The sequence below is a fragment of the Streptomyces viridiviolaceus genome, assembly GCF_014650995.1.
Lineage (GTDB): Bacteria > Actinomycetota > Actinomycetes > Streptomycetales > Streptomycetaceae > Streptomyces > Streptomyces viridiviolaceus.
The window spans coordinates 93,646-114,723 of the sequence record NZ_BMWA01000021.1; the positions used below are offsets into that span (position 1 = coordinate 93,646).

21 protein-coding genes and 3 pseudogenes are annotated in these 21,078 nt (G+C 74.4%); 11 read left to right on the forward strand and 13 right to left on the reverse strand.

Annotated elements, in window-relative coordinates; translation table 11 throughout:
- The first annotated feature begins 56 nt into the window (after positions 1–56).
- Positions 57–746 carry a hypothetical protein gene (locus IE260_RS28190; RefSeq protein WP_373303416.1) on the forward strand — a complete coding sequence of 230 codons (690 nt, stop codon included), beginning with the start codon at positions 57–59 and terminating at the stop codon, positions 744–746.
- Between the two features lie 4 nt (positions 747–750).
- On the opposite strand, the gene IE260_RS28195 is transcribed toward IE260_RS28190, so the two are convergent.
- From IE260_RS28195 to IE260_RS28215, 5 genes are all read right to left on the reverse strand, one after another.
- The gene (locus IE260_RS28195; RefSeq protein ID WP_189876786.1) at positions 751–1,218 is read right to left on the reverse strand and encodes an MSMEG_6728 family protein; all 468 of its coding nucleotides are present in this window, start codon (positions 1,216–1,218) and stop codon (positions 751–753) included.
- 37 nt (positions 1,219–1,255) lie between these two features.
- On the reverse strand, positions 1,256–2,134 hold the full coding sequence (locus tag IE260_RS28200) for an SDR family oxidoreductase (protein ID WP_189876789.1): 879 nt from the start codon (positions 2,132–2,134) through the stop codon (positions 1,256–1,258).
- A gap of 43 nt (positions 2,135–2,177) precedes the next feature.
- A complete protein-coding gene (locus IE260_RS28205; protein ID WP_189876792.1) occupies positions 2,178–3,809 on the reverse strand; it encodes a phytoene desaturase family protein in 1,632 nt (543 codons plus the stop codon).
- Entirely contained in the window at positions 3,802–4,308 is a 507-nt protein-coding gene (locus IE260_RS28210; RefSeq protein ID WP_189876795.1) for an SRPBCC family protein, read from the reverse strand. The genes IE260_RS28205 and IE260_RS28210 overlap by 8 nt, the downstream gene beginning before the upstream one ends.
- Positions 4,309–4,571: 263 nt before the next feature.
- Positions 4,572–5,003, reverse strand: coding sequence for a hypothetical protein (locus tag IE260_RS28215; protein WP_189876957.1), 432 nt, complete (start codon positions 5,001–5,003; stop codon positions 4,572–4,574).
- A 188-nt stretch (positions 5,004–5,191) separates the two neighbouring features.
- Between IE260_RS28215 and IE260_RS28220 the strand changes: the two genes are divergently transcribed.
- On the forward strand, positions 5,192–5,629 hold the full coding sequence (locus IE260_RS28220) for a hypothetical protein (protein WP_189876798.1): 438 nt from the start codon (positions 5,192–5,194) through the stop codon (positions 5,627–5,629).
- 205 nt (positions 5,630–5,834) lie between these two features.
- Here IE260_RS28220 and IE260_RS28225 read toward each other — a convergent pair whose 3' ends face one another.
- On the reverse strand, positions 5,835–7,124 hold the full coding sequence (locus IE260_RS28225; protein WP_189876800.1) for a cation:proton antiporter: 1,290 nt from the start codon (positions 7,122–7,124) through the stop codon (positions 5,835–5,837).
- A gap of 995 nt (positions 7,125–8,119) precedes the next feature.
- On the opposite strand from IE260_RS28225, the gene IE260_RS28230 reads away from it, so the two are divergent.
- Positions 8,120–8,395, forward strand: a complete 276-nt coding sequence (locus IE260_RS28230; RefSeq protein ID WP_189876803.1) for a hypothetical protein — start codon at positions 8,120–8,122, stop codon at positions 8,393–8,395.
- 353 nt (positions 8,396–8,748) lie between these two features.
- Here the strand turns inward: IE260_RS28230 and IE260_RS28235 are convergent, their stop codons facing one another.
- From IE260_RS28235 to IE260_RS28245, 3 genes are all read right to left on the reverse strand, one after another.
- Complete coding sequence (locus tag IE260_RS28235; RefSeq protein WP_189876806.1) at positions 8,749–9,990, reverse strand: cytochrome P450; 1,242 nt, start codon at positions 9,988–9,990, stop codon at positions 8,749–8,751.
- A gap of 693 nt (positions 9,991–10,683) precedes the next feature.
- Positions 10,684–11,301, reverse strand: coding sequence for a hypothetical protein (locus tag IE260_RS28240; protein WP_189876809.1), 618 nt, complete (start codon positions 11,299–11,301; stop codon positions 10,684–10,686).
- Between the two features lie 148 nt (positions 11,302–11,449).
- Positions 11,450–11,860 carry an SRPBCC family protein gene (locus tag IE260_RS28245; protein ID WP_189876812.1) on the reverse strand — a complete coding sequence of 137 codons (411 nt, stop codon included), beginning with the start codon at positions 11,858–11,860 and terminating at the stop codon, positions 11,450–11,452.
- 168 nt (positions 11,861–12,028) lie between these two features.
- Between IE260_RS28245 and IE260_RS28250 the strand changes: the two genes are divergently transcribed.
- Positions 12,029–13,207 (forward strand): PP2C family protein-serine/threonine phosphatase, encoded by a 1,179-nt coding sequence (locus IE260_RS28250; protein WP_189876816.1) that lies wholly within the window; start codon positions 12,029–12,031, stop codon positions 13,205–13,207.
- A gap of 33 nt (positions 13,208–13,240) precedes the next feature.
- Here IE260_RS28250 and IE260_RS28255 read toward each other — a convergent pair whose 3' ends face one another.
- Positions 13,241–13,549 (reverse strand): hypothetical protein, encoded by a 309-nt coding sequence (locus tag IE260_RS28255; RefSeq protein WP_189876819.1) that lies wholly within the window; start codon positions 13,547–13,549, stop codon positions 13,241–13,243.
- A 191-nt stretch (positions 13,550–13,740) separates the two neighbouring features.
- Between IE260_RS28255 and IE260_RS28260 the strand changes: the two are divergent.
- From IE260_RS28260 to IE260_RS28270, 3 genes and pseudogenes are all read left to right on the forward strand, one after another.
- Positions 13,741–14,445: pseudogene (locus IE260_RS28260) on the forward strand (nucleotidyltransferase family protein); the annotation flags it as partial.
- 134 nt (positions 14,446–14,579) lie between these two features.
- Positions 14,580–14,870 carry a BON domain-containing protein gene (locus IE260_RS28265; RefSeq protein WP_189876825.1) on the forward strand — a complete coding sequence of 97 codons (291 nt, stop codon included), beginning with the start codon at positions 14,580–14,582 and terminating at the stop codon, positions 14,868–14,870.
- Complete coding sequence (locus tag IE260_RS28270; RefSeq protein ID WP_189876828.1) at positions 14,870–15,595, forward strand: metallophosphoesterase family protein; 726 nt, start codon at positions 14,870–14,872, stop codon at positions 15,593–15,595. The genes IE260_RS28265 and IE260_RS28270 overlap by 1 nt, the downstream gene beginning before the upstream one ends.
- Before the next feature lie 25 nt (positions 15,596–15,620).
- Here IE260_RS28270 and IE260_RS28275 read toward each other — a convergent pair whose 3' ends face one another.
- Positions 15,621–16,253, reverse strand: coding sequence for a GNAT family N-acetyltransferase (locus IE260_RS28275; RefSeq protein ID WP_189876830.1), 633 nt, complete (start codon positions 16,251–16,253; stop codon positions 15,621–15,623).
- 45 nt (positions 16,254–16,298) lie between these two features.
- Here IE260_RS28275 and IE260_RS28280 point away from each other — a divergent pair.
- From IE260_RS28280 to IE260_RS28295, 4 genes and pseudogenes are all read left to right on the forward strand, one after another.
- Positions 16,299–16,977: pseudogene (locus tag IE260_RS28280) on the forward strand (molybdopterin dinucleotide binding domain-containing protein); the annotation flags it as partial.
- A pseudogene (locus IE260_RS28285) lies at positions 16,974–17,464 on the forward strand (hypothetical protein). The pseudogenes IE260_RS28280 and IE260_RS28285, both read left to right, overlap by 4 nt.
- A 123-nt stretch (positions 17,465–17,587) precedes the next feature.
- A complete protein-coding gene (locus tag IE260_RS28290; RefSeq protein ID WP_189876833.1) occupies positions 17,588–18,136 on the forward strand; it encodes a DoxX family membrane protein in 549 nt (182 codons plus the stop codon).
- 77 nt (positions 18,137–18,213) lie between these two features.
- Positions 18,214–18,777 (forward strand): hemerythrin domain-containing protein, encoded by a 564-nt coding sequence (locus IE260_RS28295; protein ID WP_189876836.1) that lies wholly within the window; start codon positions 18,214–18,216, stop codon positions 18,775–18,777.
- Positions 18,778–18,867: 90 nt separating this feature from the next.
- On the opposite strand, the gene IE260_RS28300 is transcribed toward IE260_RS28295, so the two are convergent.
- Positions 18,868–19,767, reverse strand: coding sequence for a glycosyltransferase family 9 protein (locus tag IE260_RS28300; RefSeq protein WP_189876839.1), 900 nt, complete (start codon positions 19,765–19,767; stop codon positions 18,868–18,870).
- Positions 19,764–20,795 (reverse strand): NAD-dependent epimerase/dehydratase family protein, encoded by a 1,032-nt coding sequence (locus IE260_RS28305; protein ID WP_189876841.1) that lies wholly within the window; start codon positions 20,793–20,795, stop codon positions 19,764–19,766. The genes IE260_RS28300 and IE260_RS28305 overlap by 4 nt, the downstream gene beginning before the upstream one ends.
- Positions 20,796–21,078: the final 283 nt, after the last annotated feature.

Consider the following 21,078-nt stretch of genomic DNA (forward strand, 5'->3'; position numbering starts at 1 on the left):
TGCGCACGAGCAAAGTGGCGACCGCTGTGGCGACCGCGAGTGTCTCCGTCGCCTTATTGGCCGGCTGCGGTGACGACTCCGGCGACGACAAGCCCTTCGGGGACCAGAGCGCCGATGCCATCGCCGCGAAGGCGGTGGAGGCCACCAAGCAGGCGAAGTCCGTGCACATGCAGGGGGACGCCCGGCTGGAGGACGGCAGCACGGTCGCCATCGACGTCTCGGTCGACCAGGAGAAGAACTGCCAGGGCACCATCGACACCGGCCAGGGCAAGGCGGAGGTACGCCACACCGGCGCGACGCTGTATCTGCGCGGTGACGAGCAGTACTGGCAGAACTCCCTGAAGGGCCGGCCCGGGGCGGCCCGGCAGGTGGTGCCGAAGCTGCAGGGCAAGTGGGTGAAGATGCCTGCGAGCGACGCCGCGCTGGCGGGTGTCTGCGACAAGCAGGGGTTCATCTCCGCGATGGACGAGGACAAGTCCGAGCGCAAGGGCATGAAGCGCGGCTCCACCACCGAGGTGGACGGCGAGGAGGCCCTGCAGCTGACGAAGAAGACCTCGGGCGACGAGTCGCTCGGCCTGTACGTGGCCACGGAGGACGAGCCGTACATCCTGAAGTCGACGTCCGAGGGCGGCAAGAACCCGAGCAGCGTCACGTTCAGCGACTACAACGAGCCGGTGCGGCCCGAGCAGCCGCCGGCCGACGAGACCGTCGACCTGCAGGAACTCTCCGGCGGGCAGGGGGCCTGACCCGCTAGCCCTCGCGGTCGGAGGCCGGCCACACGTAGGGCAGGTCGTCCGGCACCCCGGGGAAGGACTCGGTGTACACGCCGGGATCCTTGCGCACCAGGGCGGACCGGTGACTGAGGTGGAAGGCCTCGTCACCGAGCCACGGCGGCAGTTCCCCGGCCGCCGCCAGCTCCGTCTGGTCGCGCACCGGCGCGCCCGGGCGCCGGGCGGCGAACCCGGCGACCAGGGAGGCCGCGCAGCTGTCCTGGTGCCCGCGCTCCCGCCAGACCCGGCAGATCTCCAGGCCGTAGCGGACGAGTGCCTCCTCGTAACCGGTCCACATCCGCACGGCGGGGTGCCGGCGCCAGCCGTACCCGGGCACGGTCAGGCCGCGCAGCACCTGGAGTGCCTCGACCCGCTGCTTGCCCAGCCGACGGCGGTCCAGGGCGAGCGCCGACTCCCTGAAGCCGGGATGGGGCAGGAACGTCTGCATGCGTGGTCCTCGTCGTCCTCGTCCGGGCCGTTGCGGATCAGCTCCGCGGATCCGCCGCCCGGTCGGCCCGTCCGCCGGCGCCGAGCGGCCCGGTGGCGCGCAGGCCGCCCTCGGCCTCCAGGCGCGGCAGGTCGCGGCGGGAGACGCGCAGCACCATCGGTGGCAGGGCGGCTCGCGCCACCTGGGCCAGACGCAGCCAGGAAGGCACGTAGACGGCGGTACGACGGTGCTCGACCGCACGCGCCAGCCGGACCGCGACCGCATCGACCGGGTGGACGCGCCGGGCCGGACCGGGCATGTGGGTGCGCAGCTCGTGCAGGACCACGTACCGGTCGGCATCGCGGATCATGTCCGTGTCGGTCCAGTTGATATAGGCGATGCCCACGGCGACCCCGCGATGTGCCTCCTCGGCGCGCAGCGAGTGCGCGAACGCCTCCACGCCCGCCTTGGAGGCGCAGTAGGCGCTCATCAGCGGGGCGGCGCCGAACGATGCCAGCGAGGCGATCTGGAGGTGGTACCCCGCGGTCCGGCGCAGGTCCGGCAGGAAGGCCCGTGCCGTGTGGGCGCTGCCCGTCAGGTTGACGTCGATCACCCTGCGCCACAGGGCCGGGTCCGACGTGGCGAACGGGCCGCCTTCGGCGATCCCGGCGTTCGCCACCACGACCGAGGGCGGGCCCAGCGCCCCGCGCACCCGCGCGGCCGCGTCGTCCAGGGCGGCGGCGTCGGTGACGTCGACCTTCAGCGTGAGCGCCGGACCCGGCAGCAGTTCCGCCACCGCGTCCAGTGCGGCCTTCTCGTGGCCGAGCAGCGCGAGCCGGGCGCCGCGCCGGGCGCACTCGCGCGCCACCGCCGCTCCGACGCCGCGGGCGGCCCCCGTCACCACGACGGTGCGGCCCCTCAGGGGACTGTCTGCCACCGGTCACTCCTTCCTGCCGGTTTCCTGGCCCGCTGCCCGCGCGTCACGCGAGGGGCTTCCGCTTCGCGCCGGTGCGGTCACGGCGGGTCAGGGAGCGCTGCAGCCGGGCCAGGCCCGCGAGCCGGTGCTGGCGCAGCGCCGCCCGGGCGGCGTTGGCGCCGGGTGCTCCGTGCACGCCGCCTCCCGGGTGGGCGCCCGCGGACGCCAGGAACAGGCCGGCCACCGGTGTCTCCGGCCGGCCGGTGCCCGGCACGGGGCGGAACACGAGCTGCTGGTGCATCGCGGTGGTGCCGCCGTTGAGCGCACCGCCGTGCAGGTTGGCGTCCAGCGACTGGAGCGTCGGCGGGGCGAGGACGCGCCGGGCCCGGATCAGTGAGCGGAAGCCGGGGGCGAAGCGCTCCACCTGGCGTTCGACCCGGTCGGCCATGACCTGCTGTTCCCGGTCGTCCCAGCTGCCGGTGATCCCCGCGTCCCCGGCGTCGCCGGCGATGTCGTGGGGCACGTGGGTGTAGGCCCACGCCGATTCCGTGCCGGGCGGCGAGCGGGTCGGGTCGGAGGTCGTCATCTGGCCGAACAGCGCGAAGGGGCGGTCGGGGACCTGGCGCATCGCGATCTGTGCCGCGAACCGGGTCAGCTCGTCGACGCCGTCGGACAGGTGGACGGTCCCGGCCCGTGCCGCGTCCTCGCACTGCCAGGGCACCGGGCCGTCGAGCGCCCAGTCCACCTTGAAGGTGGCGAAGTCCCACTGGAAGCGCCGCAGGTCGGCGAGGACCTGTGCGGGCAGGTCACCGGGGTCCACGAGTTCGCCGTACAGGGCGGGAACGGACACGTCCGCGAGCACGGCGCGCCGGGCGGCGACCGCCTCGCCGTCGGCGGTGCGCACCCCGACGGCCCGCCGGTCGCGGACCACGACGTGGCTGACCCGCCGCCCGCAGTGCAGGGTGCCGCCACGTGCCAGCAGCCGGTGGACCAGGGCCGCGGTGAGCGCGCCGGAGCCGCCGACGGGCACCGGGAAGCCGTAGGTCTGGCCGAGCATCGACATCAGCCAGCCGAAGCCCCCGCTCCCGGCGGCCTCGGGCGCGAGGTCGGCGTGGAGCGCGTTGCCGGCCAGCAGCAGCCGGCCGCCCTCGCCGCGGAACTCCTCCTCCCCCATGCGCCGCACCGGCAGCACCAGGGTCCGCGCCAGCCGCAGACCGCCGCCGCCGCGCAGGCGGGCGGCGAGCCGGACGGTGGCCCGGACCGGTGGGAAGGGGGTGAACAGGGCCTCCAGGATGTCGGCCCGGTAGCGTTCCCACACGTCGTGCAGGCGTCGCCAGGCCTGTCCGTCGCCGGGCGCGAAGGCGTCGAGGGAGGCGGCGGTGGTGTCGACGTCCCGGTCGAGGACCGCGCACCCGCCGTCGGTCAGCGGATGGGCCACGACGTGGGGTGCGTGGCTCCAGCGCAGCCCGTGGTCGGTGAGGCGCAGGCCGGCCAGGACGTCCGAGGCGGCGGCGAGCGGGTAGAAGGAGCTGAAGAGGTCGCTCACGAAGCCGGGGGCGACCTCGCTGTCGTGGCGGACCGCTCCGCCCGGCTCGGGCTGCTCCTCCAGCACCGTCACGCTCCAGCCGGCGTCCGCCAGCAGGTTCGCGGCGACCAGTCCGTTGGGGCCCGCCCCGATCACGACGGCGTCAGGCACGGCCGGCTCCCGGAGCGGGCCCCGCCGCGCCCTCCTGTGCCGGCCCCCGTCCGCACCGGTCGCCGTCGGCTTCGGCCTCGCACAGCTTCGCCAGCCTGGCGAGCATGGCTCGGTGCCGCAGCTGGATCAGCACTTCCACGCCCGCGTTGTGCAGCAGGCCGCCCGCTCCGCGCAGGGGGTGCTCGTCCACGATCACCAGGCAGTTCTCGCCCCAGGGCCGCAGTTCGATGGCGATCCGCGCCGTGCCGAGGCTCCCCGCGTGGGCCTCCAGTTCCAGCTCGGAACCCTCCACGCAGTGCCGGACGACCGTCTCGTTGCTCAGCCGGACGGGACCGAGGCACACCTCGTAGGCGATCGCCGCGCCGACCTGCGGCCACTGGCCGCGCGTGGGGCTGACGGCCGATGGTCCCACGACCCATTCCACGTACTGGTTGCCGTCCGCGAGGACTTCCCACACCGCCTGCGGGCTCGCCTGGATCAACCGATGCCGAACCGCCACGCGCGCCTCCTCCGTTCCAGGGGCCACTGCCAGGACTCAGCACTGAGTGCCCCTTCCGCGAGGGGCCAACCAGGGTGGCTGCCCGGCCCTGAGATCTCCGAGGTTCGGGCCCCCTCGTGTCCCCTGGCGTTCCGAAGTGGCGGCGGCCCGTCGTCGCCGCCCAGCTCACCGCCGACGCAGGCGCAGAGGTCCCATGAGCCGTCGTCGATCGCTCGGGGCGCCGACGCGGGCCGGGCGGTCCCCGGGCCGGCGGCGCACTGCCGTCAGAGGTCGTCCGGATCCGGCGACTCGGGGCCGGATCCCGTGGTGAGCCGGCGGTAGGCGGCGCGGGCGTGGACCAGGCGGGCGAGTGCCGTGCCGACGAGGGCCGCGGCGAGCAGGCAGGACAGCCAGAGCGTGTCCCGCCGCCCGGCCCAGGTGAGGGTGCCGGCGGGCGGGATGGCGAAGCCGTTGAGGGACAGCCAGCACAGGAGGGCCGTTCCGGGAGCCGCCGTGAACCGGGCGCAGAGCCCGAGCAGGGCCGCCAGCACGGAGAGCGCGGCCAGGGCGAGTCCCGGACGCCCGGAGCCCACGACACTGTTGAGGAGCGCCACCAGGGCCAGCGCGCCGCCGAAGGCCGCCGCCCACACCAGCGGGGCGGCGACGGGCCGGGGGACGGGCCTCGCGCCGCTGCCCAGGGGCACCCACTCGATCATGCTCACGGCTCCTCCCGGTCCCGGACGGTCCCGACCACGGCATCGGACACCGATCCTGCGGTCAGATTGTCCCACCGACGCGTACGGCGTCCCGTGGATCCCGCCGCCGGACGTGCCGGGCGGCCGGTGCAGACTGGACGACCGCGACAGCCGTGAGGCACGTGACCCCGACACCGGAAGGCACCCGTATGGACACGACCCCGGCAGCCGTGGCGGGCGCGGCCGCCTTCACCTGGCTCGGCATGGTGCTGGCGATCTCCTTCCTGGAGGCGCCGCTGAAGTTCCGGGCCCCCGGCGTGACCGTCCCCCTCGGCCTCGGAATCGGCCGGCTCGTCTTCCGCGCGCTGAACATCGCGGAGGCGGTTCTCGCGCTCGTCGTCGTGGTGGCGGTGGCGGTGGCGGCCGGTTCTCCCACGGCCCCGGTCGCCGCGCTGACGGGCGTGGTCGCGGCGCTGCTGGCCGTCCAGCTCGGGGTGGTGCGGCCGGTCCTCAACCGCCGCAGCGACCGGATCCTCGCCGGCGAGGACGCCCCACGCTCCGCCGCCCATCACCTCTACATCGCACTGGAGTTGCTCAAGGCGGCGGCCCTGGTCGCACTGGGTGCGACGGCCCTGGCCGCCGCCTGAGCCACCGGTCCGCCCATGGTGGCGCGGCCAGGTCTCCGCCGTCACGTTCCGGCTGCCCGGCTACGCCCTGCAGGGCTCCCCACCGCCTCGCCGAGTCGCCCGCACGGCGCCTTTCCGTCGAGGCCGCAGCGGCGCCCGGCGGCCGCGCGCACCGGGCGCCGCCGGACCCGCCCTCCGGTCGGACGCCGGGAGGCGACGGCCGGCCTTAGCGTTCGGCCTCCGCACGGGACGGCGAGGCGGCCACCGACTCGACGACCTCCCCTGCCGCATCGTCGACGGCGTCCGGCCTGCGCGGTGTGTCGTCCGGCGTCCGGGCGCCGGGCACCAGTTTGCGGGCCCCGCGCAGGGCGCCGGCGAGGACGTGCGCGCGGCCCGCGACGATGGGCCCGAGTACGGCGAGGACGAGGACGTAACCGGCGATGAAGGGAGCGAGCCGTCCGTCGAGTCCCGCGCCCGCGGCCATGGCCGCCAGGATGAGCGCGAACTCCCCGCGCGCCACGAGGGTGGTGGCGATCTCGGCGGCGGGCTCGGAACCGTAGCGGTACACGCGGGCGACGCACAGCCCGGCGACGACGTTCATGACGACGGTCAGTGCCGCCGCCGCGGCGACCGGCCCGGCGACGGACGCGATGTCGCCGGGGTCGATGGCGAGACCGAAGGCGAAGAAGAAGATCGCCGCGAAGGCGTCACGGAGCGGGTGCACCAGTTCGCGGATCCGCGGCCCGGAAGGGGTGCCGGCGAGGATCAGACCGACCATGAAGGCGCCGATGGCGTCCGCGACGCCGAGGACCTCGGAGACGCCGGCGACGAGCACCGCGGCGCCGAGGAAGCTGATGACGAGCAGTTCGTCGTCCCGGGTGGCGATCAGGCGCCCGACCAGCCGGGTGCCGTAACGGGCGGCGGCCGCCAGCACCAGCAGGAACCCGAACGCCTTGCCGGCCTGCAGCGCCATGTCCGCGACGCCGTGGGCGCCGGCGATGACCGGCTGGAGGGCGGCCAGATACAGCGCGAGGAAGATGTCCTCCACCACGATCACGCCGAGGATCAGCCGGGTCTCCGGGCGGCCGATGCGTCCGAGGTCGATGAGGATCTTGGTGACGATCGCGGAGGAGGAGATGCCGAGCACGCCGGCGAGCACCAGCGCTTCCCGCACTCCCCACCCGAGGGCGAACCCGAATCCCAGGCCGGCGCCGACGTTGAGCAGCAGGTAGATGCCGCCCGCGGTCAACAGCCGACGGCCGCCGCTCTTGAGGTCGTCGAGGTGGAACTCCAGGCCCAGATAGAACAGCAGCAGCACCAGACCGAGCGCGGAGAGCATCTCGAAGTCGTGCGCGTCCTCGACCAGGACGAAGCCGGGCGTGTGGGGGCCGAGCAGGATGCCGGCGAGCATGAACAGGGGGATCGTCGGAAGTCCGATCCTGCCGCCGAGGCGGGCGAGGAACGCCGCGGCCAGGAAGGCTCCGCCCATGGCGAGCAGGGTGTCAGCGTGTCCCATGGGTCACCGCCTTCGGACGCGCGGAGGGTCGGGTGGGCTTCACTTGACGGGGATGGATGCGGGTTCTCCTTCATCTGTGGTGCGGTCGGCCGCCGTTGACCGGCGGTGTGCCGGGGACACCGCTCCCGGACGGGCGGGAGCCAGGGGCGCGGGCGGCGAGGGGCACGGACGGCGCGCCCCGAAATCCGGGCGCGCCGGGGCGGTACCGGACGACGACCACCGGCCGCCTCGGCACTCGGGGTGCGACAGCACACCCGGACACGGCCACGCGGCATGGCCCGCGGACGGGCGGAACCGGGCTTCCCCCGTGACGTCCCCGGCCCCCCTGAGGTCCCGGGGCGCGGCGTCGCTCCACGGTCGCACGCCGTGTCACGGCGCGACCATCGGGGACGACACCCAGATCTTCCGGTGGCCGACACCCATCGCCGGCGCGCCCTGTACGCCGTGCCCCTCGGCGAGCCCGCACACATGAGGGTGTGCCGCGGCCGGTTCGGAGCCCTTGCCGCGGCACACCCTGCCATCCCGGACACGGGAGAGGATTACGCGCCCAGGGCAACTAACGGCTGCCCGGGCTCGACGGCCTGATTCTCCGCCGTTCGAGTGGTCGTCGCGTCGCGCCTCCGCAGCAACGCCTGCGGGGCTCGGACCATGACCACTACGGCCCAACCGGTCAAGGCCCCGCTCACCCTTCCGGACGTGGAGGAGAAACGGACTTCGGCATGGTCGCCTACTCCGTGCGGGGCACGGTCCGGTGCGGACTTCGAAGCGCACGGGACGTTATGGAGGCGGCCGTTGGCGCCCGTCCGACGGGTGAGCGCCTGGCGCGCGCGGAGGGGCCGGCCGGAATCGGTGGGGATCTCAGCGCCCGGGTCCGGGCAACGCGGCCCCACCACGCCCCGCGGCGTCCCGAGCCGCCGGGGGGCCGGGCACGACGGCCCGACCGTGATCTGCCCGCCGGCCTCGGCAGACCCGCCACCCGGGCGCTGCCCGGCACGGTGACCAGCGCGCTGGAGCAGGTGGCGCTGCGCGCGCGGAGCGGACTCCTCGCCCCGCACGGCGTCGGCCCGAAGGCCGTGCGCCGGCTGTCGGAGGAGCCGGCGCACGACGGTCACGGCGCTCCTGACCGCGCCGTGCGTGCGGCCTCCACGGCCCGCCCAACGGCGTCCGCCCCGCCGCAGGATGCGGCGGGGCGGACGTCGTCGCGGACGGTTCGTCAGCACGGCGTGGACGCCATCAACTTCTCGAACGAAGCCATGCAGTCCGGGCAGTGACGCGCCCGTTCACCGTCGGATGCCTCCATACGATCGCGGAGCTTCTGTCCGCACAGGGTGGCCGCTGCCTGTTTCGCCATGACGTGCCACACCAAAGCTCCGCCCGCCTTCTCCGGGCCCACGCACATCTCGTACATGATCGGCCTCCCAGCCTGGACGCCGCTGACACTCTCAAGGAGACACCGGATCGGCTCCCACCACAGGTGCGCGAGGGCCATTCGGGTGACGGCCACTGCTCCCACCGGGCCGGTCGGCCCACCCGGACGGATAGAAACGGTCAGCCGATCGGCCGCATTCGGCGGTCCGCTGACATGGTGTCGGCGGAGCCGGAGCGCACGGACCCTCGGGCCGCGTCACGGGGCCCGTACGCCGGTGATCTCGAAGCCGCTGCGCGGCCGGGTCGGGACGCGGCCCAGCGGGATGGTCAGGTCCTGCTCGGGGACCTCGTGGTCGAGGCGGGCCAGCCTGATCGCCAGGGCCTCCAGCAGGCCGACGGTGATGCGTTCGCCCGGACAGCGGTGGCCGGTCCGGGGGTCGCCGCCGCCCTGCGGGATCAGCTCGTCCGGGTCGGGCGGCCGGTCCAGGAACCGCTGCGGCCGGAAGGCATACGGATCGCCCCACAGCTTCTCGTCGTGGTTCTGGCCGTAGACGTCGAGCAGCAGGATCCCTCCGGCGGGGACGGATTCACCGTGCCACGTCAGGTCCGTGACGGTCCGGCCGCCGAGGAACGGGGCGAAGGGGTAGAAGCGGCGGACCTCGTGCGCGAACGCCGTGGCGAACGCGTCGTCGCCGGACCGCAGCCGCTCCCGGTGCGCCGGCCACCGGTGCAGCGCGTGGGCGGCGAAGGCGACGAACCAGCTCACGGCGGCCGTGGGACGCAGCACGTTCAGCAGTTCCACCGCCGCCGTCCGCGCGTCCAGCGGCTCCCGTGCGGTGTCGCCGTGCCGGGAGACGCGGTCGAGGACCGAGTCCGCGGGAGCGGCGACGGTCCCGGAGCGGACCTCCTCGATCAGGCGGGCCAGCCGGGCCTCCTGCCGGCCGCGGGCACGCCGGCCGCGCCAATGGCGCGGTCCCGCGGTGGCGAACCCGTCCACCATCGCGATCAGGTCCCGGGCGAGCGGCTCCGCGTCGGCGTCGGCCGACGGGAGCCCCGCCCAGCGGCAGACGCCTCGGGTGAGCACCAGCCCCGCCTCGTCGAACAGCACGACGCGCGGACGCTCGCTCCAGGTGCGCACGGCGTCGTCCCAGGCCGCGGTGACGTGTTCGGTGAGGCCGGCGACGCCGTCCGGGGCCAGCAACGGCAGGAAGAACTCCTTGCGGGCGCGGTGGGACTTCCCGTCGAGGGTGTGGACCGCGCCCTGCCCGAACAAGGTGTCCAGCACGGGCTCGGGGATGGCGCCGTGGCGGCGGACATGGGCCTCGTCGTAGAAGAACCGCACGGCCTCCGGCCCGCGCACGGCCAGTGCGGGCCGTCCGAGCAGCCGGGTGCGCACCACGGAGTCGGGGCTGTCGCGCATGCGGTTGGGCAGCCACGCGTACCCCTCGGCGAGCAGGGGCAGTGTGCGGTCCATGAGCGGGCGTCGGTGTGCGTTCATGGCCGGCGAGTGCCCCGCGTCCGCGCGCGGACACGCGCCCGCGCGCCCTGCCGCGGCGCCCCGGCAGGACGGAGGTCCCCGCATTCGGCAGGGACACCAGGGTTCCCCGGCTCCTCGCAGTGCTGAGTGCCGGTCAGGTACCGCACGGCGGCACGCCGGTGCCCCGTCGCTGCCGGTCGGCCGCGCTCACCGCCGGGGCCTCGCCGCCACGGCGCAGGCGGCCCCGGCCGCTCCGAGCGGCGGCGATCCGACGCTCACCGACGTCTGCATCTGGCCACCGACGTCAGCCTGCGCCGGCCCCCGACCGAGGAATCCGACGTGCTCGCGGTCCCTTCGACGTAGTGGCTGGACGCCGTGTGCCGGAAGCAGGGCCGGTACGTCCACGATCCGCCGTCGGCGGCAACGGCTGGTGGACGGCGGTGCAGGAGTCCTCCGGGAGCGGCATCCTGTGCCTGCGGGGCGGCGAGAAGATCGCCGGGGCTCCCGACCTGACGAGGCGCCGGGAGGGTGCGTGGGGGGCGGGCCGGGCGGCCGGCCCGCCCCGACCGCGGCGCCCGCGCGGCCTTGGCCGCCGGGGCTCGCGCCGCCGTGACCGCGGGCAGTCGTGCCTCCCCCAGTGCCTGAACGGCCTGGGAGGTACCCCCAGGGGCGGCACGGGTGGGCGCGGCGGCACTCCGTCAGCGCCGGGCCGTGTCAGTTCAGCTTGTCGACGGCCGTGACCGTCGTCGCCCTGAAGTCGGCCACCTGCGCGTGCTCGAAGGTGCCCATCTGGCCCCACTGCACGACGGTCACGGTCCTGCCGTCGCGTCCGACGGCGAACAGGCCGATGTCCGAGGCGCCCCAGGTGGAGGCCGTGTGGATGCCGTAGACGTGGGCGCCCTCCTCGACGTCCAGCCGGCCGTAGTACTTCTGCGCGGCGGTGATGTCCGGGTACTGCTTCATCAGCTTTCGGGCGCAGTCGGCGAGGTCCCGCCGCAGCAGGGCCGCGAACTCCTTGGCCCGTCGTGTGCTGCGCTCGACGACCGTGACCTGCAGCGCGCCGGTGTCGTACTCGGTCCAGTAACTGCGGTGGGAGGCGATGGACGGCAGCGCGTCGCCCACGCAGATCGGGAGCGGGTCGGGCTGTCCGGCGGTCACCGGTCCGGCGTACCAGTCGGACGACGGGTGCGGCGGCAGTTCGGACGGCTCCAGGAAGCCGGGCGCGGCGGAGCGCGGGGTACCGGCGGCGGCCGGGACCCCGGCCAGGGCGAGTGCGGCGCCGGCGGTCAGCGCGGCCACGGCGAGTCGGAGTCGTCGGGCACGGTCGTACATGTTTCCCCCATGTCGGTTTCGTGGCTCTCGGCCGGTGTCGAACCGAGGTTTCCCTGTACGACCCGTCATGACCGCGATGCGTTGCCCTCCGGCACTGTCACGGTTTCGTCCCGATCGATCCCCTCTCCCGGGGCCGGTGACCGCAGGGTCAGCTCCGCTCCCCTCCCCCTCCCCGCACCTGCTCCTCCAGCCGCCGCAGGCTGTCGTCGAGGGCCTCGGCCACCGCGCGCTGACCCGGGTCGTGACTGGCGTCGAAGAACGACAGGTGCACCGTCACCTCGCTGGCGCCGCTGTCCAGGCCGGCCACCTGGAGCCAGCCGGCGTAGGCGCCCTGCTCGCGCGTGCCCCATTCGAGCCGCATCTGTTCCCGCCGGGCGCTCAGCAGCGCGGCGGTGTCCTGATCGGTGCGGTCCTCGTGGACGGTGACGGCGGGCAGGTCCTCGGCGTGCACGTGCAGGGCCCGGGGCAGCCAGGCGTCCAGCCGGCCGACGTCGGCGGCCTGGTCGAAGACCTGCTCGGGCTGCGCGCGCATGGTGCGGGAACGCTCGTACTCGGTCATGGGGCACCACTCCTCGGCTGTCGGGGCCTACGACGCACCGCGTGCCCTGTCCGACGGGACCGAAGCGCCCCGCCGGAGAACCCGTCGGCGGGCGGGGCGCGTCGCGCGGTGTCAGACTGCTGGACAACGTGCCCCGTCACGGCGGGACCGCCGGCGAGGGGAGACGAGGTGCCGACGTCAGAGGCGAGCGACGGACTGCTGGACTTCCTCGCCGATCCGGCCCATCTGACGCTGGACCTGGTCACCGCCGTGGCCCGCTGCGCCAAGGCCCTGGGGCTGCAGCACGCCGTGGTCTACCTCGTCGACCTGCAGCAACGGCATCTCGTGCCGCAGACCGACGTGGCCTCCGCGATCCCCGTCGACGGCTCGCTGGCGGGCTGGGCCTACCGTACGCAGGCACTGCGGGTCGAGGAGTCGGACGCCGGCGGCATCACCACCTGGTTCCCCCTGCTCGACGGCGCGGAGCGGCTCGGCGTGCTGGCCGTGAACCAGCCGGCGCTCACCCCGGCCTCGCTGGCCCGTGGACGGGCCCTCGCGTCGCTGCTGGCCATGATGATCACCTCGAAACGGGCCTACGAGGACTCCTTCGTGCGGCGCACCCGGACCGAACGGATGCAGCTGCCCTCCGAGATGCTCCGCGCGTTCCTGCCGCCCCGCACGATCGGCAACGCCCAGGTGGTGTCGACGGCCGTCCTGGAACCCGCCTACGAGATCGGCGGCGACGCCTTCGACCACTCGCTCACCGAGACGACCCTGCACGTCGCCGTCCTGGACGCCATGGGGCACGATCTCGCCTCGGGGCTGACCAGCGCGGTCTCGCTGGCGGCGTGCCGCAATGCCCGGCGCACCGGTGCCGATCTTCCCGAGCTGGTGGAGTCGGTCGACGAAGCGCTCGCCCGCTGGCTCCCCGACAAGTTCTGCACGGCCGTCATCGCCCAGCTGGACCTGGCCACCGGCGTGCTGCGGTGGAGCAACTGCGGTCATCCCTCGCCCATCCTCATCCGCGGCGGGCAGTTGATCACCGACGCCATGGAGCGCGAGGCCGACCCGCCCATGGGCTCGCCGTCGCTGCTGACCTCCCGCCCGCGCCAGACGCACGAGATCGCCCTGGAGCCCGGGGACCGCGTCCTGCTGTACACCGACGGAGTCGTCGAAGCACGGACCCGGGAGGCGAAGCTTCTGGGTCTCGAACGGTTCGCCGACTACGTCATCCGGGCCACGGCCGGCGGGGAACTGGCGCCGGAGTCGATGCGCCGGCTGATCCACTCGATCCTCGACACGCAGGAGGGCCGGCTGCGGGACGACGCGACGCTCCTGATGTTCGAGTGGCGGCCACCGTCCGCCTGACCCCGGCGCGCAGCACCGGGTGCGGCCCTCATGTCACACCCGGTGCCCCTGGTTCCGCAGCCAGCCGTGCACCGTTTCCTTGTCCGACGGGGTGATCCGCACGGGGCCGGCGACGTAGGGGCCTTCGTCCTCGGTGAATCCGGTGTCGGTGACCCTGGCGGTGACCCAGGTGGCCAGGTCCTGGGCGGCACGCTCGGACAGGCCGCCCCGCTCCCAGCCGGCTCGGGCCTCGTGGGCCGCGGTCCGGTCGTGCCGTTCGGTCTCCTCCAGCCAGGCGGCCACCAGCCGCTCGACGGTCGCACGGTCCTCGGGCCGGGTCTGCTGCTCGCGCTTGCTGTTCATGCCGACCGAGTGCCCTGATTCCGCCCGGGACGCTCCCGGTTGCGGTGCCTGGATCGCCCCTCGTGTCGGCGGTGCCGCGCCGGGTACCCGAAGGGCACCGTCACAGCCTCCTCCGGAACCGGTCCCCCCGGCGCCGGCCGGGGGACGGTCCGGGTCCGGAAAAGAGGGGAAAGCCCTGAAAGGGGACAGTGATGACGCAGCCCGCCGACGACCACGCTCTCGACCAGCGCGCCGGCGTGTCCGAACTCCGTCTGGCGGCGGGGGACCCGGGGCTCGTGCCCCAGAACCAGGTCCTGCGGGACGATCTTCCGCTCGACCGCAACCAGGCGATCCTTCAGGCCGCCAAGCAGGTGGGCGCGATCCTGAAGAAGAAGGAGCACCCGTTCGCGCTGGCGGGCAGCGTCGCCGTGTACGCCCACGGCGGCACCCAGAACCTCCAGCACGACGTCGACTTCTGCATCCGGCCCGAGGACGCGGAGGCCGTCGCCGAGACACTGCGGGCGGCCGGGCTGGCCGTCTACACGCCTCCGGAGGACTGGCTGCTGAAGGCCAACTGCCTGGGGCAGCACGTCGACCTCATCTTCGAACTGGCGCACCGGCCCGTCACGGCGGAGCTGCTGGAGCGGGCCGAGGAGCTGTCGGTGGACTCGGTGCTCATGCCGGTGCTGTCCCCGACCGATCTGCTGCGCGGACTGCTGGCCGCCTTCTCCGAACACCACTGCGACTTCGGGGCCGTACTGCCGATCGCCCGCACCCTGCGGGAGAAGATCGACTGGGAGGAGCTGCGGCGCGACTGCGGGGACGCCCCGATGCCGGCCGCGTTCTTCTTCATCCTGGAACGGCTGGAGATCATCCCCGCAGCCGGCTCCTCGGACGCTCCCGCAGCAGGTTCCCCGGACGCTGCCGCAGCCGATGCCCCGGGCGGCCGCCGGGCCGGGTCCCCGGGCAGCCCTCGCGCCGGATCCCCGGGCAGCCCTCGGGCCGGATCCCCGGTCGGTTCCCCGGCCGCTCCCCCGAAGGAGGATCACCGATGAGCGACCCCGCCGCACCCCAGGAGCCCACGGCGTCCGGAGCCGCCGCCGAGAACGTCGAGTACCGCGTCGCCCACCTGCAGGACCGGCTCGCCGCCGAGGAACTCGGTGAGCTGGGCGTGCGGGCCGAGATCCGGGCCGGGGCGATCGTGGTCACCGGCACGGTCCCCTCCACCCAGTGCCGCGAGACCCTGCTGCGGATCGCCCACGAGGAGCTGGCCGGACTCACCGTGCACACGGACATCGTGGTGGCGGACAACGCCCGCCCCGACCATGCGGAGGAGCTGTGATGATCCGCGTCGCCGCCGTCGGAGACATCCACATGGGGCCCGACAGCCAGGGACTGCTGCGGCCCGCCTTCGAGACCCTGCCCGACTGTGCCGACCTGCTGCTGCTCGCCGGGGACCTCACCCGGCACGGCACCCCGGAGGAGGCCCGGGTGGTGGCCCAGGAAGTGCGTGATCTGCCGGTGCCCGTGGTGGCCGTCCTCGGCAACCACGACCACCACGACGAGCAGCCCGAGAAGGTCACCGCACTGCTCCAGGACGCCGGTGTGACGGTCCTGGAGGGTCAGGGCACGGTCGTGGAGTGCGCCGGGACCCGCGTCGGGATCGCGGGGACCAAGGGCTTCGGCGGCGGGTTCGTCGGCCGCAGCGCCGGGGAGTTCGGCGAGCCGCTGATGAAGGAGTTCGTCCGTGCCACCCGGCACTCGGCGGACAGTCTGCGCACCGCGCTGGAGGAGCTGGCCGGCCAGGGCTGCGCGGCGCGGGTCGCCCTGACCCACTTCTCCCCCGTCGCCGACACGCTCGCCGGTGAGCCGCTGGAGATCTACCCGTTCCTCGGCAGCTACCTGCTGGCCGAGGCGATCGACACGGCCGGCGCGGACCTCGCCGTCCACGGGCACGCGCATCTGGGCTCGGAGCACGGCATGACGGCCGGCGGGGTGCGGGTGCGCAACGTGGCCCAGCCGGTGATCCGCCGGGCCTTCAACGTCTACCAGCTGCAGGGGGCCTGACCGCCTGCCCGTTCCTCGTGCCCCGTCAGGGCCGGTCGGGCTCGTCCGTCGTGCGCCCGAGGCAGGTGACCTCCCCGGGGTCCGGCACCTCGATCTCGTGGAAGCCCATACGGTCGTAGAAGGCTCTGGCCCGGGTGTTGGCCGTCGCCATGACCAGGTGGACGGCCGGTACCCCGCGCCCGCGCAGCGCGCGCAGGAACGTCCGCATCAGCGCGCGGCCGTGACCACGGCCCTGCCACCCGGGCAGCAGGTCGATGTGCAGGTGGGCCGGGTAGGCGGCCAGTTCGGGGACGATCATGCGTTCGGGGCGGTGCAGGAGGCCGGCCATCACCTCGTCCGGGGTGCGGGGCGGGCCCTCCGGCGCCGGGTGGCGATCCGCGACGCGCGGCAGCCATGTGCTGCGGAACTCCTCGGCGAAGCGCGGGGTGTCGGCCGTGCCGAGGATGTAGCCGACGGCCCGGCCGTGCCCGTCGTCCAGCACGAAGGCCAGGGACGGGTCCAGGTGGACGTACGGGGCGGCGAAGATGACCGGCAGGATGCCGGGGTCCGCGTAGAAGGGCCGGCTGTCCTGGCCGTTGTGCGCGGTGCGGACGCAGATGTCGTCGAGGGCCGGGGCGTCCCCGGGGCGGTACGGGCGTATGGCGGCTGTCGGAGTCACCGCAGCACCCTGCCCGTCTTGGGAGCGCTCCCACAAGGGTCAGGGGAGAGCTACGGCAAGGACCTGCAGACCGGGGCGCCGAACGACGCCGTGGAGTACCGGTCCCTCAACCCCGACGGCAAGGCCGTCCTCAAGGCCGCCGCCTGTCTGCCGCCGCACGAGGGAGGAGCCGGACGAGGACCGCCCGTTCCAGCTCACCACGGGCCGGACGATCTACCACTTCCACACCCGGACCAAGACCGGACGCGCCCGCCGGCTCGACGAGGCCGCCCCGGACGTATGGGTGGAGATCTCCATCGCGGACGCGGACCGGCTCGGCCTCGGCGAGGGCGACCTGGTCGACGTCGCCACCCGGCGCGGCGCCCTGCGGGGACGGCTGCGCGTGACCGGCATCCGGCCCGGACTGCTGTTCGTGCCCTTCCACTACGGCTACTGGGACACCGAGCAGGGGGCGGGGCCCGGCCCGGACGTCCCTGGCCGGGCCGCCCACGAGACGACCGTCACCGACTGGGACCCGGTCTCCAAGCAGCCGCTGTTCAAGACGGCCGCCGCCGCGCTCACCCTGGTCGAACGGGGCCGGGGCGGCCCGGCACCGGCGCCGACCACCACGGCGTCGGCACCGGCCGGCGCGACCACCGTGCCGGCCACCCCGGGCGGACCCGCCGCGGTCGCCGCCCAGTCGCGGGCGGAGTTCCCGCACGGCCGGGAGGGAGGCGCCCGGTGAACGGCATCACCCTCACCCTGCGCGTCCTGCACCGCGGTGAACGGCACCTGGCGCAGGAGCTGGTGACCGTGGCGGAACGCCACCGCGTCGAGCACGAGGTGCACCACGTCGCGACCGACCTCGCCGTCTGGTCCCGCGCACACGTCCGGCGTCTGGCCGAGACCGCCGCCGGCCGCGGCCTCGATCTCTCCGCCGCGCCGGACCACGACGCGGACGGCGTGTTCGCGACGCTGCGGAAGAAGGCGTCCGAGGCGATGGGACGCCGGCCTGCGACCGGGCTGCTGCTCCTGCGCGATCTGCGTGAGCCGCACGTCGCCGCCACCGAGAACTCGCTGCACCGGGAGATGCTCGCCAGGTCGCCCAGGCATCGGGGGACGGCGAACTGCTGGAGCTGGCCTCCGCCTGCCACCCGCAGACACTGCGCCAGATGCGCTGGACCAACACCATGATCAAGAACCTGTCACCGCAGCTTCTGACCAGCCTCTGACCTGCGCGGACGGCACACGACGCGATGCCGACGACCGTCGGGGCCGCACCGGGCGCCGAATGGCGCCGAGCGGGTGGGGAACCTGATGATCGCCGTAGACACGACACCCCTGGAGAGAGTGCCATGAGTCTTTTGCGTGTGGCCGGACGCCCGATGCTCGCCTCGATGTTCGTCGTCGGCGGCCTGAACTCCCTGCGCAGCCCCGGGGACGTGGCCCCGCTGGCCGAGCCGGTCGTGCGGCCGCTGGCCGACCGCGTGTCCGTGCTGCCGGACAGCACCGAGCAGCTCGTACGGCTCAACGGTGCCGCGCAGGTGGTGGGCGGCGTCCTGCTCGGGCTCGGCCGCTTCCCGCGGCTGTCCGCACTGGCCCTCGCGGCGACGCTGGTACCGACCACCCTGGCCGGGCACCGCTTCTGGGAGGCGCGGGAGGGGGCCGACCGCACCCAGCAGGCCATCCACTTCCTGAAGAACGTCTCGATGCTCGGCGGCCTGCTGATCGCGGCCGACGACACGGGCGCCGCCCCCTCGCTGCTGTGGCGCGGCCGCCACGCCGCGCGGGGCGTGCGCCGCGACGCCGGACTGGTGCGCCGCTCCGTCCGTGCGACGGCCCGCCCCGCGGCAGCGGCGGGCGGACTCAAGGCCCGGCTGGGCGCCTGCAGGAGCGGGCGTTAGCCCACGCGGGGCAGGGGGACCCGACGTTCGTGGCGGACCGGTCCCGGACCGCCACGACTTGGAGCTGGAGGTGGAGCATGGGACACGGAGGGAACGTCATCGACGAGCTGACGACCGACCACCGTGAGGTCGAGGAGCTCTTCGGGAAGATCGACGCGCTGCCGTCCGGTCACAAGGACCGCAAGGTGTACGCCGATCAGGTCACGATCGAGCTGGTCCGGCACTCGGTGGCGGAGGAGGAGTATCTCTACCCGGCCGTTCGCGAGCACGTGGCGAACGGGGGCGCTCTGGCGGACAAGGAGCTGGAGGACCACGCCCAGGCCGAGCAGATCATGAAGGACCTGGAGGGCTGCGAGGCGGACGACCCTGAGTTCGACCGGCTGGTCGGCAAGCTGATGAGCGAGATCCGCGAGCACGTCGCCGACGAGGAGAGCAACCTGTTCCCCAGGCTTCGCGAGGCCTGCTCGGCCGAGGCGCTGGACGAACTGGGCGACAAGGTCCGGCGGGCGAAGAGCATGGCGCCGACCAGGCCGCATCCGACCGCCCCGGACAAGCCGCCGATGAACAAGCTCCTCGCGCCGGGTGCGGGGATGGTCGACCGGGTGCGGGACGCGCTGTCCGGCCGGGGCAAGCACGACTGAGCGGGCGGCAACAGCGGCAAGCGGACGAAGGGGGCCCGTGGCGGCGGGCCCCCTTCGTCCGCTCTCACACGTCCCGCTCTTCGTCCGCTCTCACGCGTCCCGCTCCATGAGGCTGCGCACGGCACCGAGCACCTCGTGCGGTGCGGGCTGCCCGCGGTCGCCGAGGAGGACCGTCGGCACCCGGTAGGGAGCGGCGGGCCCCAGGGCGACGACGGGTGTGCCGACCGCGGCGGCGAGGTGGGCCGGGCCGGTGGAACCGGTGACGAGTACGTCGGCGGAGCGCAGGACACCCGCGAGCGACCGTGGCGTCGTCCGTCCGCCGAGGTCGACGGCCGTGTCACCGGCGGCGTGGCGGCTCAGCGCGGTCTCGTCCTGTCCACCGGTGACGACGACCCGGTGACCGGCGTCGCAGAGCAGGGCGACCGTCTCGGCGCAGGGCTCGGCCGCCCAGGTGCGCTCCGGGTGGCCCGCGCCGGGGTGGACGACGACGTACGGCCCGTTTCCGGTGAGGCCCGCGGTGTCGGGGACCGGCCGGACGCGGAGCCGGCCGTCGTCGCCGGCGCGCAGGCCGAAGCCCATGGCGGCGGCGACGTCGAGCGCCGACTCCGCCTCGTGCCGGCCGGCGGGCCGGTGGTGGACGTCGAGGAGGCCGTCGGCGCGGTCGGTGTCGGCGCCGATGCGACGCACGCGTGCGGTGCGCAGCAGCCGGGCCGCGGGCACCGGGCTCTGCCGCCGCGCGGGCAGGACGAGCGCGACGTCGTACGACTCCTCCCGCAGCCGTCGGAGCACGCCGTCGGTGTCGGTGTCCTGCGCCGGGGGCGTGTCCCACACCACGACGTCGTCGACGTGGGGCAGCAGACGGGCGGCGGGCGCTCCGCGCGCGTCGCACAGCATCGTCACCCGGGCGGCCCGGGTGGCGACGGCCCGGACGGCCGGACCGGCCAGGAGCACGCCGCCGAGTCCGCCGGGGCGGGCGACGAGTGCCTTCACGCCCACCACTGCCCGCCGTGCGCCGTCGTCGCCGGCACCGGCTCGGGCCGGGCCCGCAGGGAGGCGATGGTGCGTTCGAGTCCGTCCCGCCAGGTCACGCCGGGCAGCCAGCCGAAGATCTCTCGGGCGAAGCCGGTGACCGGCGCGGGCTGCCCGGGGCGCTCCCCCGGCCGGTCGACGAAGACCAGCGGCGAGTCCGACCCGGTCAGGTCGATCACCCGCCGGGCGATCTCCGCGGCCGTGGGTTCCTCGTCGCCGCCTATGTCGACGGGCCGTACCGACCGGCCGGCCGCGACCAGGAGCATGCCGTCGACCATGTCGTCGACGTAGCACAAGGGGTGCGTGCGGCTGCCGTCGCCGGCGATCGTGACCGGCTGCCCGGCCAGGGCCTGCTCGATGAAGGCGGCCGGGGTGCCCCCGTCGTCCGTGCGCATCCCCGGCCCGTAGCCGGCGAACAGCCGCACGATCCCGGCGTTCGAGCCGTGGGCGGCCGCGTGCGCGGCGACCAGGGCCTCGGCGAACCGGACGGCCTCCGCGCAGGCGCTGAGCGGCCCGAACGGGTCGGCGTCGCGCCCGTGGTCCACGTCGTGCGGCGGTTGGCCGTCCGACAGCACCGGCGGTGAGGAGGCCAGCAGGAACCGGGCGCCGTCGCGGCGGGCGACGGCCAGTGCGGTACGGGTGCCCTGGCTGCCGGCGTCGAGGATCTCCACGGGCCGGTCCGGCCAGGCGGCCGGGGACGCGGGCCCCGCCAGGTGCAGGACCAGGTCGTACGGGCCGGTGAGGGCGTCCGCGCCGCCGGGGTCGGAGATGTCCTGCTCCAGGAAGCGGAAGCCCGGGCGTCCGGCCAGATGGGCCACCTTCTCGGCCCGACCGGTGGAGAGGTTGTCCAGGCAGTCGACTTCGACACCCGAATCGAGCAGCCGGGTGCACAGGTGGGATCCGAGGAATCCGGCCCCGCCGGTCACCAGGGCGCGGTCCCACGGCGGCCGGTCCCCGGTCCGCGGGCCGAACGCCGCCATCGGCATCATGAGGACGCACTTCCTTCCCCTGCGAGCGCTGACGACCGCGTTCCCGGGTGCCCCACCGAGTCGCTTTCATGCTCTGACGCCTGCCGCGTCCCATCCGTCCCACGGTCGGCACACATGGCCCCCTCCCCGACCCGCGGACCGCTGTGGCCGCCGTCACGGGTGCCGGACTGCCGCGCGTCGGTGGGGGCAGTCCTGTGATCAACCACACTCGTGACGCAAAGTGCCAGGCCAGCACGGGGATTCGGCCGCCGTGCGCACGTCCCGGCACCGCGCACCGGCACCG